Raw genomic sequence first — 16,127 nt, 5'->3', positions numbered from 1 at the left:
GCCCGACCGCCCGGCCTCAGGAGCGCGCCGCGACGCGCAGCCGCCGCAGCCTGCGGACCACGCGCCGCACCGTCGGGTTCTGCGGCAGGAACGCCAGGCCGGCCGGGATGCCGCCGGGGAGTGCGAGGGCGGTCAGGCGTCGGCGCGTGATGTAGCCGCGGGTGCGCCGGTCCGGGTGCGCGGCCAGGTGCCGTTCGGCTTCGGCGCGGCGCTCGGCCAGGACCTGCGGCTGCATGGCGTAGCCGACGGCGGTGACCAGCCCGGCCAGCCGGCCGCGGACCTGGTCCGGGCCGGGGGCGGCCCAGCCGGCGACGGCGGTCGCGTCCGCGAGGTCGGGGAGCAGGGCGTCCACCACCGTCAGCGGGATCCGGTTGCTGTTCTGGTACGGGGTCAGGCGGGCCAGCACGGCCTCGGTGCCGGTGCGTGCGACGGGCAGCCCGTACAGCGTGGCCGCGGTCAGCAGTCCGGTGGAGAAGCAGCCGACGACCAGGGCCGGGCGGAGCCGCCGGTACAGGCACTCGGCCAGCACCGGTGCGGCGGCGACGGTGAGTCGGACGCCGAGCCGCTCGGCCTCGGCGGCGGCGCGCCGGGAGTACTCGGCGGGGGCGCTGGGGTGGGGCTTGAACACCAGCTCGTGGTGGCCCAGGGCGTGCGCCCCGCGGACCATGCCCACGTGCAGGTCCTCCTCCTCACGCGGGGAGAGCAGGTCGAGCGCGGAGAGGTACTGGCCGAGCAGCAGCGCCGGACCCTCCCCGACCCCGGCGAGCTCGGGCGCCTCGGCGGGGAGCCCGTCGAGGACCTTCAGCAGGGCCTCGGTCGGCAGCAGTTCGGCGGGCACGCCGAACTCGGTGAGCAGCAGCGGCTCCAGACCGGGCACCAGGTCGGGGTGGAGGACCCGGCGCACGCGGGTGCCGAGCTGGGCGTCGAGGCGGAAGCGGGTGGGGCCGTAGCTCATCAGGCCGTCGGCGTACACGTCGACGGCGGCTCCGGGGAAGAGCTGGCACAGGGCGCGGGCCGGCGGGACCTGGAGGGACTCCACGATCAGCTCGACGCGGTCGTCGCCGAGGTCCCAGAGGGCGCGCAGCTGGCGCTCCCACGCGGGTACGTCCTCGGGGCGCGGGGTCCAGGAGCTGGGGTGCAGCGGGGCGATGACCGCGTTCCAGTCGATCACCTCGTCGAAGCGGGTGCGCAGCTCGGCGAAACCGGGCATGTCGGCCAGGCCGGCGGTGGCCTCGGCGGCGACGGCGTGGTTGCTGGTCAGCAGGATGCGGCGGTGGGCGGGCGGGAAGCAGCCGGCGTCGATACCGGCGGCGAGCGTGGCCGTGCCGTAGAGGGTGGAGGCGAGGAAGACCTGGGTGCAGGGGACCGAGCCGGTGCCGGGGAGGGGGCCGGTGCCGGGGAAGGGGCGGGGGGCCGGCCCCGGTGCGTGTCCGGGGACGGGCATCAGGCGGACCCCCTGCCGCTGCGCAGGCGGCGCAGGCGGCGCAGGCGGCGCAGCAGGGTGCTGCGCGCCGGGTCCATCACGTCCAGGGCCTGGTCCAGCAGCTCAGGGGGCATGCGCCGGAGGGCGCCCGCGCTCATGAGTCGGAGTTTTTCGGCCACGGGTGGTTCGAACCTTTCGATGGACCCGACATGGTGCGCGATGATTGCACAATATGTTCGGACGGCTTTCGGGAGCAGTTGTTCGAAATCGGGATCGGCTGCCGTGTCGTCCAGTACTTGATCGAATGCCCGGATGAAATCGAGCTGCCTCTCGTCCTTGATCTGCGTCAATGAGGTGGAAATGCCGCGCCGGTAGAAGACCCCGGACTGCCCGACCGCCGCGAAGGACCGCGCCCGGCGGTGCAGCCGCCAGATCCACGGCCGGTCCTCCGCCGTGCGCAGCCCGTCCGTGAAGTGCAGCAGCCCCTGGTCCAGCAGCCGCCGGTGGTACATGCCGGCCCAGGCGTACGGGTAGTCCACGCAGGTCGACCGGGCGGCCGGCAGGATCCCGGCCCGCGGATCGGTGGGCACCAGCTGCGGTCCGTGCGGGACGTGCCGGACCGCGCGCGTCCGGCCCGTCACCGTGACATGGTCGGTGCGGACGAAATCGCAGTTCAGGGCCTCGATGGCGGCCAGGGTGCGGGCCAGGTGGCCGGGGGCCAGCCAGTCGTCGCCGTCCAGGAAGGCGATGTACTCGCCGCGGGCCGCGTCCAGGCCCGTGTTGCGGGCCGTGGCCAGGCCGCCGTTCCGGTCGCGCACGACGTGCACCGCCCCCGGCAGCTCGCGCGCCGCCCGCTCCAGGAGCGCGGGCGTCCCGTCCGTCGAGCAGTCGTCGACCAGCAGGAACTCGAAATCGTCCCGCGCATTGAGTTCGAGGCTTTTCAGGGCATCCGGCGCGTATGTCTGCACGTTGTAGAACGGCACGACAACAGAGAGCTTGGGCACCTGTGAGACATTAAGACGCCGTGTGGCATTCACCGTGACCCGCGTGCGTATTCCGCGTGAACGGTGCGGGGCGGGAGCGTTAACCGGCGCGGATTCGTATTTCGTCGACGGCCTGTTAACCCGATGTTGTGCGGTCGTTGGGCCTATCTGCGAAATCCCCGAATAACTTCTGCCAGGTGCCAGTCAGCAATCGCGCAGACACCATCGCATCCCGTGCATCACGTGCATCGCGCACGCCGCGCACCGGCCTCTCCGTCGCGGTCCTCGCGGATTCCGACACGCGCTGGAAATGGGGTGCCCTCACCGCCCGCCGCCTCGTGCCCGACCACGGCGAACTCTCCGGGTACCTGCTGCGCGGCCGCGCCACCCCGACCGCCCGCCAGCTCGGCGAGGTGGGGGTGCGGGTCGACCGGATCACCGAGGTGACCTGCCCCGAGTTCCTGGCCGCCCTGGAACGCGAACGCCCCGACGTGGTGGTCCTCGCCCTCGTCGGCGGCGCGGTCCAGGCCGTCCTGCACGGCATCCGCGCCCTGTGGCCCGAGCCGGCCGCCCGCCCGGTCCTCGTCACCGGCTACGTGGGCGTCGTCTACGAGAAGCTCGCCGACGGACTGCTGCTGCGGCACGGCGCCGACCTCGTGCTCGCCAACTCCCGGCACGACGCCGAACGCTTCCGCGCCGTGTACGAGGGCGTCGGCGCCGCCGCCGACTCCGTCACGGAGACCGCCCTCCCCTTCCTCGCCGACGCCGGCCCCGGCGGCACCTACCGGGCGGCGGGTGCGGCCCCGAGCCGCGCCCTGCGGGTCGTCTTCGCGGTCCAGCCCTCGGTGCCCGAGACCCGGGGGGACCGGGCGTACCTGCTCGGACGGGCAGCCGCCCACGCCCGCTCGCACCCGGACCGCGAGGTGCTCGTCAAACTACGCAGCCGCCCCGGGGAGCACACCACGCACCTGGAGGAACAGCCGTACCAGCGGCTCGCCGAGCGGATCCCCGGCGGGCTGCCGCCGAACTGCCGGCTCGCCTACGGGAACATGGGCGAGGTCCTGGACGGCACCGACCTGCTGGTCACCGTCTCCTCCACCGCCGCGCTGGAATCCCTGCACCGGGGCATCCCGACCGCGGTCCTCACCGACCTCGGCATCCGCGAGGCCCTGGGCAACCACCACTTCATCGGCTCGGGCTGCCTCGCCTCCTGGGACCAGCTGGACGCCGGACTGCTCCCGCAGCCCGACCCGTCCTGGCTCGCCGCGCACGGGGTCCCGGGAGACCGCACGGCCGCCGCCGACACCGCGGCCGACACCGAGGCCGACGCCGCGGACCCGTACGCCGCCGCCCGGGCCCGGGTCGCCGAACTGGCCGCGCGGCCCTGGCTGCCGCCGGTCGACCCGTACTACACCCGCACCACCGCCCCCGGGTACCTCCCGGGGATCCTCGCCCGCCAGCACCTCGCCCCCGACGGGACCCCGCTGCCGGGCGCCCTGCGCGACCCGGCCGGCGGGTCCCGGCTGCGGCGGCTGCTGCGGCGGCACCTGCGCGAGGCCGCCCGCGGGGCCTACCGGCACGGGGTGCAGCGCGTGGCCCCGGTGATCCGCCGACTGGGGGAGCTGTGACCACCCGCACCGAAGCACCCGCGCCCGTACCCGTACCCGTGCTCGCACCCGCGCCCGTGCCCGCACCGGCCGCCCCGCCCGCACCCCGCGCGGAGCACGCCCCCGACGCCGACCGCGGCGGCCCCCGCAAGCGGGTGCTCGCGGTGATCCCGGCCCGCGGCGGCTCCAAGGGGGTCCCCGGGAAGAACCTCGCGGAGGTGGGCGGCGTACCGCTCGTGGCCCGGGCCGTGGCCGCCTGCAGGGGCGCGGCGACCGTCACGGACGTGCTGGTCTCCACCGACTCCGAGGCCGTCGCCGCGGCCGCCCGAGCCGCCGGCGCCCAGCCGCTGCGCCGGCCCGCGGCCCTCTCCGGGGACACGGCGAGCAGCGAGACCGCCGTGATGCACGCCCTCGACTCCTTCGAGGAACTGCACTCCGTGGCCGTGGACGTCGTCCTCCTCGTCCAGTGCACCAGCCCGTTCATCACCTCCTCGGAGGTCGAGTCGGTCGCGGCCGCCGTCGCCTCCGGTGCGGCCGACACCGCCCTCACCGTCGCCCCGTTCCACGGCTTCCTGTGGCGGGAGACGACCCCGCAGCCCCCCGGCTCCTCCGGCCCCGGCGGCCCCGCCGCCGAGGACCCCGGCGCGACGGGCGTCAACCACGACCGCTCCGTCCGCCCCCGCCGCCAGGACCGCCCGCAGGACCTGCTGGAGACCGGCGCCGCCTACGCCATGGACGCCGCCGGCTTCCGCCGCGTCCGGCACCGCTTCTTCGGCCGCACCCTTCCCGTCGCCACGGACCCCGCCCGGGTCCTGGAGATCGACGACCCCCATGACCTGGCCCGGGCGCGCCTCCTCGCCCCGCTCCTCGACACCCCCTCCCCTTCTTCCCCTTCTCCTTCTGCCTCCTCACCGGCCACCCCGCCGGCCCCATGACACCCCGCACCGCACCCCGCACCGAACGAAGGACCCCTGCTGCCATGAGCGTCGCCACCACCCTGCACCCCCGCCTGCGCACCCTCGGCTCGCGCATCGTCGGCCCGGACCGCCCCGTCTACGTCGTCGGCGAGATCGGCATCAACCACAACGGCGAGCTGGACAACGCCATCGCGCTGGTCGACGCCGCCGCCGAGGCCGGCTGCGACGCCGTCAAGTTCCAGAAGCGCACCCCGGAGATCTGCACCCCGCGCGACCAGTGGGCCATCGAGCGCGACACCCCCTGGGGCCGGATGGCGTACATCGACTACCGCCACCGCGTCGAGTTCGGCGAGGCCGAGTACCGCGCCATCGACGAGCACTGCAAGGAGCGCGGCATCGACTGGTTCGCCTCCCCGTGGGACACCGGGGCGGTCGCCTTCCTGGAGAAGTTCGACCTCCCCGCCCACAAGGTGGCCTCCGCCTGCCTCACCGACGACGAGCTGCTGCGCGCCCTGCGCGCGACCGGCCGCACGATCGTCCTGTCCACGGGCATGTCCACCCCGAGGCAGATCCGGCACGCCGTCGAGGTGCTCGGCAGCGACAACATCCTGCTCTGCCACGCCACGTCCACGTACCCGGCCAAGGCGGAGGAGCTCAACCTGCGGGTGATCAACACCCTCCAGGAGGAGTACCCCAACGTCCCGATCGGCTACTCCGGCCACGAGACCGGCCTGCAGACCACCCTCGCGGCCGTCGCCCTCGGCGCCACCTTCATCGAGCGGCACATCACCCTCGACCGCGCGATGTGGGGCTCCGACCAGGCCGCCTCCGTCGAGCCCGGCGGCCTGACCCGCCTGGTCCGCGACATCCGCACCATCGAGACCGCGCTCGGCGACGGCGTCAAGCGGGTCTACGACTCCGAGCTCGCCCCCATGCGCAAGCTCCGCCGCGTCCAGGGCGAGCCGATCGCCGTCTGACCCGGCGCCCGGTGCCCGTACGAAGCCCCGCGCCCCTGCCCCAACCCGTCCCTGACGAGGAGTGCACGGTGACCCCCTCCGCCACCACCCTGGCTTTCGTCGAGAGCCCCGTCCAGCTCCTGAACGTGCTGGAGTGGGCGCACGCGTACGGAACCCGCCCGGACGGCGGCGCCCCGCTGCTGGACGGTGTCCCGAGCCAGCCCGCCCGGACCGCGGGCAGGCCCGGGTCCCGGTCCGGCGGCACGGCCGACGCCCCCGACGGCGGCACGCCGCCCGCGGCGGCCACGGCCGCCGCGGGCGGCGCGGCCGGCGGGCTGCGGATCGTCGTGCTGCCGCCGACCGACCCGATGTCCCGCGGTCAGCTCCGCCGCATGGCGGCGCTCGCCCGGGACGAGGGGTACGAGGTCCGCTGGCAGGAGGCCCGGGGCAGCCGGCTCGCCCCGGTCAAGGCGCTCGCCGCGCTCGCCCGCGACGTGCGCGCCGCCGCGCGGGTCATCGTCGGCGACCCGTTCTCCCGGTACGTGCAGCTGCTGCTGACGCTGGTGCGCGCCGAGGAGCTCGTGGTCGTCGACGACGGCACCGCCACCATGGAGTTCGCCGCCCAGACCGCCCGCGGCGAACGCCTCGTCCGCTGGCACCGCATCGGCCGCGGCGGAGCGGTCGGCACGCTGCGCGAGCTCGCCTACGCGCCGGTGTCGTCGGCCGCGCGGCGCCGCTTCACCCCGGGGCCCGGCACGGGCCGCCGCGTCGAGGTGTTCACCTCGATGCCCGTCACCGTGCACGGCACCATGACCCTGCGGGTCAACGACTTCGCCTGGACCCGCGCCCGGTTCGGCCCGCCCCGGCTGACCCGCGGCACCGACCTGGTCGGCACCTCGCTCGTGGAGACCGGGGTGGTGGACGCGGCCGGCTACCTGGAGGCCGTACGCGCCCTGACGGAGCGCCACGGGGCCACCCGCTACTTCGCGCACCGCCGTGAGTCGGCCGAGAAGCTGCGGGCCCTGAGCGAGGCGACCGGCCTGGAGATCGTCCGCCCGGACCTGCCGCTGGAGCTGATCGCCCGCCGCGGACCGATCGGCCGAACGGTCGTCAGCTTCCCGTCCACGGTCGTCCACACACTGCCGTACGCGCTGAGCGGCACGGGTGTGACCGTTGCCGTATGCGACGTCGACCCGGCCTGGTTGACGGGTTCCGCGTCGCCGCGGGCGCAGAGCTTCCTCGCGGGCGTCACCGACACCGCCCGCGATGTGCGCAGAATCCACGCAGGGACGGTCCCGGCGGCCGGTTGAGCGCGCGAGTTTACCCCCGGCTGCATGCGCTCATGCGTCCAGAGGTCTGGTTTTTTTCCCCTGACGGCATGAACTTTTCCTGATCTCCATCCAGTTGGGCCATTCGTGCGCCTACCCTTCAACGGGTGAACCAGTTGATGTCCCGCGAGTCCCAGCCCGTCCTGCCCGGCACGCCCGCCCAGCCCGAGCTGCCCGGCACTCTTCCGGACCACCTGCGTGCCGAACTGATCGCCTTCCGCCGGGACTTGCACATGCACCCGGAGCTAGGACACCAGGAGTTCCGCACCACGGCGGCCATCAAGGCCCGACTGGAGAAAGCCGGCCTCCGGCCACGCGTACTGAAGTCCGGGACCGGACTCATCTGCGACGTGGGCACCTGGGACGGCGGCCGGCCGATGCTGGCGCTGCGCGCGGACATCGACGCCCTGCCCATCCCCGACGCCAAGACGCACGTCGCGTACCGGTCGACCTTCCCCGACCGGGCGCACGCCTGCGGCCACGACGTGCACACGGTGGTCGTCCTCGGCGCCGGGCTGGTCCTCGCCGAGCTCGACCGGCAGGGCCTGCTGCCCCGGCCGGTGCGGCTGCTGTTCCAGCCCGCCGAGGAGGTGCTGCCGGGCGGGGCCACCGACGCCATCGCGTCCGGGGTCCTCGACGGCGTGGGCAAGATCATCGCGGTGCACTGCGACCCCCGGGTCGACGCGGGGAAGATCGGTCTGCGGGCCGGGCCGATCACCTCCGCCTGCGACCGCCTGGAGATCACGCTGGAGGGCCCGGGCGGGCACACCGCCCGGCCGCACCTCACCACCGACCTGGTGACGGCCGCCGCCCGGGTCGCCACCGACCTGCCCGCGGTGGTCGCCCGCCGGATGGACGCCCGCTCGGGCATGTCGATCACCTGGGGCCGGATCGAGTCCGGGCACGCCTGCAACGTGATCCCGATGCACGCCGAGCTCTCCGGGACGATCCGCTGCCTGGACATCAAGGCCTGGCACGAGGCGCCCGACCAGATCCACGCCGCGATCGACGAGATCGCCGCGGTGCACCGGGCCAAGTCGGAGATCACCTACGTGCGCGGGGTGCCCCCGGTCGTCAACGACCCGGTGATCACGGAGCTGCTGCGCGAGTCGATGACCGCCCGGCGGGGCACGGAGTCGGTCGAGGACACCGAGCAGAGCCTGGGCGGGGAGGACTTCTCCTGGTACCTCGAACACGTGCCGGGGGCCATGGCCCGCCTGGGCGTGCACCCGCCGGGCGCCAGCGTGAAGAAGGATCTCCACCGGGGAGACTTCGACGTGGACGAGGCGGCGATCGGGGTCGGCGTGGAGTTCTTCACGGCCGCCGCAGTGATCGACGGGCACCGTTCGAGGCCGATCACGTAGGAATTTTTACCTCATCTGAGCGAAGCCCGGCACACCTGTCCAGCCCTTGTGTCCCAAGGGCTGGACGCAGTACGCGTCACTGATCGGTCACTGTCCGGTTCGCGACGATCCGATAACGACTCATGAACGGGCCTTTAACTGACATCTACGCGCGTTACGATCGCCGCGAAAACCAGCGCCGGTCAGTAGGCGCTTTCGGTCAGGTTTTGAAGGAGCCTCCCCTTGCGCCGGATCACCAGGATCGCCACCGTGGGCCTCGCGTCCGCGGCGCTGGCCCTCTCGGCCACCGCCTGTGGCGGAAAGAAGTCCTCCGACACCGCGTCGTCCACCGACTCGGCGGAGAAGTCCGCAGCCATCGCCTACGACATCGGCGGCCGTGGCGACCAGTCCTTCAACGACGCCGCGTTCGCGGGTCTGGAGAAGGCCGAGAAGGATCTGAAGATCAAGGGCGCCGAGGCGGAGCCCACCGAGGGCGAGAGCGAGGCCGACAAGGTCCAGCGCCTCACCGAGCTCGCGCGCAAGGGCAACAACCCGGTCATCGGCGTCGGCTTCGCCTACGCGCCGGCGATCAAGAAGGTCGCGGCGAAGTTCCCGAACACCACGTTCGGCCTCATCGACGACACCTCGGTGACCGACAAGAACATCGCGAACCTGGTCTTCAACGAGGAGCAGGGCTCCTACCTGGCCGGCGTCGCCGCCGCCAAGGCCTCCAAGTCCGGCACGGTCGGCTTCATCGGCGGTGTCGAGGTTCCGCTGATCAAGAAGTTCGAGGCGGGCTTCGCCCAGGGCGTCAAGGACACCAACCCGAACGCCAAGGTGCTGTCGACCTACCTGACCCAGCCGCCGGACTTCTCCGGTTTCGCCAAGCCCGACCTCGGCAAGGCCGCCGCCAAGGGCCAGCTGGACAACGGCGCCGACGTGATCTACTCCGCCGCGGGCCTCGCCGGCTCCGGTGCGATCGAGGCCACCGCCACCGCCGGCAAGTGGGCCATCGGTGTCGACTCGGACCAGTACAACCAGGCCGGTCTGGCGAAGTACAAGGACAAGATCCTGACCTCGGTCACCAAGGACGTGTCCGGTGCCGTCTTCAACCTGATCAAGTCGGTCCAGGACGGCAAGCCGCAGACCGGTGAGGTCCGCTACGGCCTCGACACCAACGGTGTGGGCCTGGCTCCGTCCAACCCGGAGTACAAGAACATGGCCGATGTCCAGGCTGCCGTCGAGAAGGCCAAGGCCGACATCATCGCCAAGAAGATCAACGTCAAGACCGCGCCGTAAGGCCGTCCCTGACGTGAAGTAAGGTCTCGGGGGTGGGGGGGGGGGGGGGGGGGGGGGGGGGGGGGGAGAGGGGGGGGGGGGGGGGGGTCGGGGGGGGGGGGGGGGGTTTTTTCCCCCCCCCCCCCCCCCCGAACCGCATTCCGTGATTCCTTGTGGCCACTTGGCCGCAAGTTTTCACTTTCGACAGTGCTACGCGCGTAGAGGCATCGTGGACGCGATACCTTCTCTCCCCGCCCTGTCCCCCCGCCCAGCGGCATCTTTCCAGCTCCTTTCGCGCCAAGGAGAGTGCGTCATCAACGCGTCCAGCCCCCCTGCCGTAGAACTGCACGGCATCACCAAGCGTTTCCCCGGCGTCGTCGCCAACAAGGACATCGCCATCACCGTCCGCAAGGGCACGGTCCACGCCCTCATCGGTGAGAACGGTGCCGGCAAGTCGACCCTGATGAAGATCCTCTACGGCATGCAGAAGCCGGACGAGGGCACCATCGCCATCGACGGGGAGCAGGTCTCCTTCAACAACCCGGGTGACGCCATCGCCCGCGGCATCGGCATGGTCCACCAGCACTTCATGCTCGCCGACAACCTCACCGTCCTGGAGAACGTGGTCCTCGGCGGCGAGAAGCTGTACGGCATCGGGTCCAAGGCCCGCAAGAAGATCCTGGAGATCTCGGACGCCTACGGCCTCGGTGTCCGCCCCGACGCGCTGGTCGAGGACCTCGGTGTCGCCGACCGGCAGCGCGTGGAGATCCTCAAGGTCCTCTACCGCGGCGCCCGGACGCTGATCCTCGACGAGCCGACCGCCGTGCTCGTGCCGCAGGAGGTGGACGCGCTCTTCGACAACCTGCGCGAGCTCAAGGCCGAGGGCCTGACCGTCATCTTCATCTCGCACAAGCTGGGCGAGGTCCTGAAGGTCGCCGACGACATCACCGTCATCCGCCGTGGCACCACGGTCGGCACCGCCGACCCGAAGACCGCCACGACCAAGCAGCTCGCCGAGCTCATGGTCGGCAGCGAGCTGCCCACCCCGGAGACCCGCGAGTCGACGGTCACCGACGTCCCGATGCTCCAGGTCAAGGGCCTCACCCTGGCCGAGACGGGGAGCGCGGTGACCGCGCCGCTGGTGGCTGCTGACGCGGACCGCAACGAGGACACGGAGAACGTCCACGAGCACGTGCCCGCCGGCCGCCTGCTGCTGGACGACGTCGACTTCACGATCCACAAGGGCGAGGTCCTCGGCCTCGCCGGTGTCGAGGGCAACGGCCAGACCGAGCTGATCGAGGCCCTCATGGGCATGGTCGCCGCGGACTCCGGCGTGATCACCCTCGACGGCCAGGACATCACCAAGCACCCGGTGCGCAAGCGCCGCGAGGACGGCATCGGCTACATCCCCGAGGACCGCCACCGCCACGGCCTGCTGCTGGAATCCCCGCTGTGGGAGAACCGCATCCTCGGCCACGTCACCGAGGCGCCCAACTCCAAGCGCGGCATCCTCGACCCGAAGGCCGCCCGCAAGGACACCGAGCGGATCGTGCGCGAGTACGACGTCCGCACCCCGGGCATCGACGTGACCGCGGCCTCGCTCTCCGGCGGCAACCAGCAGAAGCTGATCGTCGGCCGCGAGATGAGCCACAACCCGAAGTTCCTCATCGCCGCCCACCCCACCCGCGGTGTGGACGTCGGTGCGCAGGCGCAGATCTGGGACGCCATCCGCGAGGCCCGCCGCGAGGGCCTGGCCGTGCTCCTGATCTCCGCCGACCTCGACGAGCTGATCGGCCTGTCCGACACGCTGCGCGTCATCTACCGCGGCCGCCTGGTCGCGGACGCCGACCCGGCGACCATCACGCCGGAGGAGCTCGGCACCGCCATGACGGGTGCCGCGCGCGGCCACCTGGAAGCCACCGACACCCACCCCGACCAAGGCTCTGTCGCTGCCGACGGTGACACGACGGAGGATGAGGCCCGATGAAGAAAATCGACAAGGACCGGCTGCTCCTGGCAGCTGCCGGCCCGGTGCTCGCCCTGGTCAGCGCCTTCGTGCTGACCATGATCGTGCTGGCCGCCTCGGGCGTGGACCCGATCGACCCGCTGCGCATCATGATCGAGCAGGCCGGCTACGAGGACATCCAGGTCCTCATCCTCAACCAGGCGGGCATCTACTACCTGGCGGCCCTGGCCGTGGCCGTCGGCTTCCGGATGAACCTCTTCAACATCGGCGTCGACGGCCAGTACCGACTCGCCGCGATGATCTCGGCCGTCGTGGGCGCCGCGGTCACGCTGCCCGGTCCGCTGCAGATCCTGATGATCGTGGTCGTGGCCATGCTCACCGGTGCCTTCTGGGCCGGTATCGCGGGCATCCTCAAGGCCAAGCGCGGCGTGAGCGAGGTCGTTTCGACGATCATGCTGAACGCCATCGCGACCTCCGTGATCGCCTGGCTGCTGCTGCCCAAGAACCTGGGCGTCCAGCTGCCCGGCTCCAACGACCTGACCACCGGTGACATCCCGGAGTCGGGCTGGTTCCCGGCCGTCGAGATCGGCCCGGGCCTGGAGGTCTACGGCTTCACCTTCGTCGCCTTCGCGCTCGGCATCGTCTACTGGTTCGTCCTCAACCGCACCCGGTTCGGCTTCGACCTGCGCGCCACCGGCGCCAGCGAGTCCGCCGCACAGGCCTCCGGTGTGGACGCCAAGAAGATGATCATGACCTCGATGCTCATCTCGGGCGCCGTCGCCGGCCTCACCGGCATGCCGCTGCTGCTCGGCGAGTCCCACACGTACAACCTGTCGTTCCCGGCGGGCATCGGCTTCACCGGCATCACCATCGCCCTGCTGGGCCGCAACAACCCGCTCGGCATCTTCTTCTCCGCCCTCCTGATCGCCTTCATCGACAAGGCCTCCGCCGGTCTCGACACCGCCGGCTACGCCAAGGAGATCGGCACGATCATGCAGGGCCTGATCGTGATCGCGGTCGTCGTCAGCTACGAGTTCGTCCGCCGCTACGGCATCCGCCGCCAGCAGCAGAAGGTCGGCGAGGAGCTGGCCGCCGGCCACGCCATCAAGACCGACAAGGAGGTCGCGGCGTGAGCACCAGCACCGTTTCCGCGACGAGCGCCGCGCCCACGGGCGGCGGCCGCCGCAAGCTCACCCTGCCCTGGATCCTGCTGATCATCGCGGGCGGCCTCGTCCTGATCTCGCTGGTCCGGACGATCTCGGGCGCCAACGACCTGACCTCCGTCGGCCAGGTCTCCGGCGCGCTGCAGCTCGCCGTGCCGATCGCCATGGCCGGTCTCGGCGGCCTGTGGGCCGAGCGCGCCGGCGTGGTCAACATCGGTCTCGAAGGCATGATGATCCTCGGCACCTGGTTCGGTGCCTGGGCCGGCTACCAGTGGGGCCCGTGGACCGGTGTCCTCATGGGCATCGTCGGCGGCGCCCTCGGCGGCCTGCTGCACGCGATCATCACCGTCACGTTCAACGTCAACCACATCGTCTCCGGTGTGGCCGTGAACATCCTGGCCATCGGCTTCACCCAGTACCTGTCGAACTTCACCTTCGACACGGTCCCCGGCGGCTCCTCCAAGCAGTCCCCGCGCATCGAGCCGATCACCGAGATCACCGTCCCGGGGTTGTCGGACGGGTTGGCCACGCTCCAGGCCAAGCACTGGTTCCTGGTCTCGGACCTCGCCGGCGTCCTCGGCGGCCTGGTCACCAACCTGTCGCTGCTGACGGTCGTCGCGATCCTGCTGATCCCCGCCACCTGGTGGGTGCTGTGGCGCACCGCCTTCGGCCTGCGACTGCGCTCCTGCGGCGAGAACCCGATCGCCGCGGAGTCCCTCGGCGTCAACGTGTACAAGTACAAGTACATCGCCGTGGTCGTCTCCGGTGCGATGGCCGGCCTCGGCGGCGCGTTCCTCGCGATCGTCTCCACCGGCATCTACCAGGAGGGCCAGACCGGCGGCCGCGGTTACATCGGCCTCGCCGCCATGATCTTCGGCAACTGGATGCCGGGCGGCATGGCCCTCGGCTCGGGCCTGTTCGGCTTCACCTACAGCCTCAAGCTGCGCGGTGGCGCCGAGAACGTCCACGCGATGCTGCTGCTCCTGGCGATCCTGCTCGTGGCCGTCGTCGTCTGGCAGCTGTACAAGCGCAAGCACGTCCAGGCCGCGATCGCCGCCGCCTGCGCCGCCGGCCTGTTCGTCTGGTACGCGCTGGTCGACGCCGTCCCGAGCCAGTTCGTCGACGCCGCCCCGTACGTCACGACCCTGCTCGTGCTCGCCCTGTCGGCGCAGCGCCTGCGGATGCCGAAGGCGGACGGCATGCCGTACCGCAAGGGACAAGGCAAGTGACGACGGCGCTCACTCCCGACTGGGAGGCCCTGCGCGAGGCCGCCCGGGACGCCATGTCCCGGGCCTACGCCCCCTACTCGGGCTTCCCGGTCGGAGTCGCGGCCCTGGTGGACGACGGCCGGATCGTGACCGGCTGCAACGTCGAGAACGCGAGCTACGGACTCGGCCTGTGCGCCGAGTGCGGGCTGGTGTCCTCGCTCCATGCCACGGGCGGCGGCCGCCTGACGCACTTCACCTGCGTCGACGGCAAGGGCGACGTCCTCGTCCCGTGCGGGCGCTGCCGCCAGCTGCTCTACGAATTCGGCGGACCGGAACTGCTGGTGGAGACCCCGAAGGGGATCCTCCTGCTGGCGGACATGCTGCCGCAGGCCTTCGGGCCGGACCATCTGAGATAACCGTGCCGACGGCCCTTCGCCCCGCGAGGCGAGGGGCCGTCGCACTTCCGTACTCCAGCGGACCCCCGCACCACCCTCTATGCGCGTAGAAGGAAGCACCACATGGACGTCATCTCCGTCATCCGTACGAAGCGTGACCGCGGCGAGCTGAGCCCGGAGCAGATCGACTGGGTCATCGACGCGTACACCCGCGGCGTCGTCGCCGACGAGCAGATGTCGGCGCTGGCCATGGCCATCCTGCTCAACGGCATGAACCGGTCCGAGATCGCCCGCTGGACCGCCGCGATGATCGCCTCCGGCGAGCGGATGAACTTCGACTCCCTCTCCCGCCCGACCGCCGACAAGCACTCCACCGGCGGCGTCGGCGACAAGATCACCCTCCCGCTGGCCCCGCTCGTCGCCGCCTGCGGCGCGGCCGTGCCGCAGCTGTCCGGCCGCGGCCTCGGCCACACCGGCGGCACCCTCGACAAGCTGGAGTCCATCCCCGGCTGGCGCGCGCTGCTCTCCAACGAGGAGATGCTGAACGTCCTGGACACCACCGGCGCGGTCATCTGCGCGGCCGGCGACGGCCTCGCCCCCGCCGACAAGAAGCTGTACGCGCTGCGCGACGTGACGGGCACCGTCGAGGCCATCCCGCTGATCGCCTCCTCCATCATGTCCAAGAAGATCGCGGAGGGCACCGGCTCCCTCGTCCTCGACGTGAAGGTCGGCTCCGGCGCCTTCATGAAGAACATCGAGGACGCCCGCGAGCTCGCCTCCACCATGGTGGCGCTGGGCACCGACAGCGGCGTGAAGACCATCGCCCTGCTCACCGACATGTCCACTCCGCTCGGCCTGACCGCCGGCAACGCGCTGGAGGTCCGCGAGTCCGTCGAGGTCCTGGCCGGCGGCGGCCCGGCCGACGTGGTCGAGCTGACCATCGCCCTGGCGAAGGAGATGCTGGACGCCGCCGGCATCAAGGACGCCGACCCGGCCAAGGCCCTGGCCGACGGCTCCGCCATGGACGTGTGGCGCCGCATGATCCAGGCGCAGGGCGGCGACCCGGACGCGACCCTGCCGGTCGCCCGCGAGCAGCACGTGGTCACCGCGCCCGAGTCGGGCGTGCTGACCCGCCTGGACGCGTACGCGGTGGGCGTCGGCGCCTGGCGCCTGGGCGCCGGCCGCGCCCGCAAGGAGGACCCGGTGCAGGCCGGTGCCGGCATCGAGCTGCACGCGAAGCCGGGCGAGCAGGTCGTCGCCGGTCAGCCGCTGATGACGCTGCACACGGACACCCCGGAGAAGTTCGACTACGCCCTGGCCTCGCTGGAGGGCTCGTACGACATCGCCCCGGCGGGCACGGCGTTCACCGCGAACCCGATCGTCCTGGACCGCATCGCCTGATCCGGTCGGTCCGCACGCCCCGCCGGAACGCCGGCCCCGTCCACCGGGGCCGGCGTTCCCGCATGCGGGGGCGGTACCCCGGACGTAGCCTGAGGTGTGATCGAGGGACGGTCCCCGGAGCCGGCCGACGGTCCCGCACCGGGCAGGAGGGGCGGCCGG

12 protein-coding genes and 1 pseudogene are annotated in these 16,127 nt (G+C 72.0%); 11 read left to right on the top strand and 2 right to left on the bottom strand.

Features of this window, described 5'->3' with window-relative positions; genetic code table 11:
* Positions 1-16: 16 nt before the first annotated feature.
* Positions 17-1,444, bottom strand: coding sequence for a polysialyltransferase family glycosyltransferase (locus ACZ4VL_RS18760; RefSeq protein WP_468200894.1), 1,428 nt, complete (start codon positions 1,442-1,444; stop codon positions 17-19).
* Positions 1,444-2,427 (bottom strand): glycosyltransferase family 2 protein, encoded by a 984-nt coding sequence (locus ACZ4VL_RS18755; RefSeq protein ID WP_468200893.1) that lies wholly within the window; start codon positions 2,425-2,427, stop codon positions 1,444-1,446. The genes ACZ4VL_RS18760 and ACZ4VL_RS18755 overlap by 1 nt, the downstream gene beginning before the upstream one ends.
* Before the next feature lie 203 nt (positions 2,428-2,630).
* On the opposite strand from ACZ4VL_RS18755, the gene ACZ4VL_RS18750 reads away from it, so the two are divergent.
* The 11 genes and pseudogenes from ACZ4VL_RS18750 (at position 2,631) to ACZ4VL_RS18700 (ending at position 15,968) form a co-directional block, all read left to right on the top strand.
* Positions 2,631-4,034, top strand: coding sequence for a DUF6716 putative glycosyltransferase (locus ACZ4VL_RS18750; RefSeq protein ID WP_468200999.1), 1,404 nt, complete (start codon positions 2,631-2,633; stop codon positions 4,032-4,034).
* Positions 4,035-4,168: 134 nt separating this feature from the next.
* Positions 4,169-4,903: pseudogene (locus ACZ4VL_RS18745) on the top strand (acylneuraminate cytidylyltransferase family protein); the annotation flags it as partial.
* 89 nt (positions 4,904-4,992) lie between these two features.
* Positions 4,993-5,907, top strand: coding sequence for an N-acetylneuraminate synthase family protein (locus ACZ4VL_RS18740; RefSeq protein WP_468200890.1), 915 nt, complete (start codon positions 4,993-4,995; stop codon positions 5,905-5,907).
* A gap of 68 nt (positions 5,908-5,975) precedes the next feature.
* Positions 5,976-7,196: a hypothetical protein gene (locus ACZ4VL_RS18735; RefSeq protein ID WP_468200887.1), complete on the top strand. Its 1,221-nt coding sequence runs from the start codon at positions 5,976-5,978 to the stop codon at positions 7,194-7,196.
* A gap of 137 nt (positions 7,197-7,333) precedes the next feature.
* The gene (locus ACZ4VL_RS18730; protein ID WP_468200997.1) at positions 7,334-8,578 is read left to right on the top strand and encodes an amidohydrolase; all 1,245 of its coding nucleotides are present in this window, start codon (positions 7,334-7,336) and stop codon (positions 8,576-8,578) included.
* Positions 8,579-8,800: 222 nt separating this feature from the next.
* Positions 8,801-9,856, top strand: a complete 1,056-nt coding sequence (locus tag ACZ4VL_RS18725) for a BMP family lipoprotein (RefSeq protein WP_468200884.1) — start codon at positions 8,801-8,803, stop codon at positions 9,854-9,856.
* A 292-nt stretch (positions 9,857-10,148) separates the two neighbouring features.
* On the top strand, positions 10,149-11,822 hold the full coding sequence (locus ACZ4VL_RS18720) for an ABC transporter ATP-binding protein (protein WP_468200995.1): 1,674 nt from the start codon (positions 10,149-10,151) through the stop codon (positions 11,820-11,822).
* Positions 11,819-12,934 carry an ABC transporter permease gene (locus tag ACZ4VL_RS18715; RefSeq protein ID WP_468200881.1) on the top strand — a complete coding sequence of 372 codons (1,116 nt, stop codon included), beginning with the start codon at positions 11,819-11,821 and terminating at the stop codon, positions 12,932-12,934. The genes ACZ4VL_RS18720 and ACZ4VL_RS18715 overlap by 4 nt, the downstream gene beginning before the upstream one ends.
* Complete coding sequence (locus ACZ4VL_RS18710; RefSeq protein ID WP_468200878.1) at positions 12,931-14,193, top strand: ABC transporter permease; 1,263 nt, start codon at positions 12,931-12,933, stop codon at positions 14,191-14,193. Before ACZ4VL_RS18715 ends, ACZ4VL_RS18710 begins: the two co-directional genes overlap by 4 nt.
* Complete coding sequence (locus tag ACZ4VL_RS18705) at positions 14,190-14,588, top strand: cytidine deaminase (protein ID WP_468200876.1); 399 nt, start codon at positions 14,190-14,192, stop codon at positions 14,586-14,588. Before ACZ4VL_RS18710 ends, ACZ4VL_RS18705 begins: the two co-directional genes overlap by 4 nt.
* 102 nt (positions 14,589-14,690) lie before the next feature.
* Positions 14,691-15,968 carry a thymidine phosphorylase gene (locus tag ACZ4VL_RS18700; RefSeq protein WP_468200873.1) on the top strand — a complete coding sequence of 426 codons (1,278 nt, stop codon included), beginning with the start codon at positions 14,691-14,693 and terminating at the stop codon, positions 15,966-15,968.
* The last annotated feature ends 159 nt before the right edge of the window (positions 15,969-16,127 follow it).

It is taken from the genome of Streptomyces sp. NPDC029014 (assembly GCF_055564695.1).
Note: the sequence above shows the minus strand (reverse complement) of the source record. Positions and strands in the feature narration are given on the sequence as shown.

Excerpts from the sequence above, each read along its gene's own strand:
- ACZ4VL_RS18715 (WP_468200881.1), top strand. The coding sequence starts at position 11,819 with ATGAAGAAAATCGACAAGGACCGGCTGCTCCTGGCAGCTGCCGGCCCG.
- ACZ4VL_RS18740 (WP_468200890.1), top strand. The coding sequence starts at position 4,993 with ATGAGCGTCGCCACCACCCTGCACCCCCGCCTGCGCACCCTCGGCTCG.
- ACZ4VL_RS18760 (WP_468200894.1), bottom strand. The coding sequence starts at position 1,444 with ATGCCCGTCCCCGGACACGCACCGGGGCCGGCCCCCCGCCCCTTCCCC.
- ACZ4VL_RS18700 (WP_468200873.1), top strand. The coding sequence starts at position 14,691 with ATGGACGTCATCTCCGTCATCCGTACGAAGCGTGACCGCGGCGAGCTG.
- ACZ4VL_RS18730 (WP_468200997.1), top strand. The coding sequence starts at position 7,334 with ATGTCCCGCGAGTCCCAGCCCGTCCTGCCCGGCACGCCCGCCCAGCCC.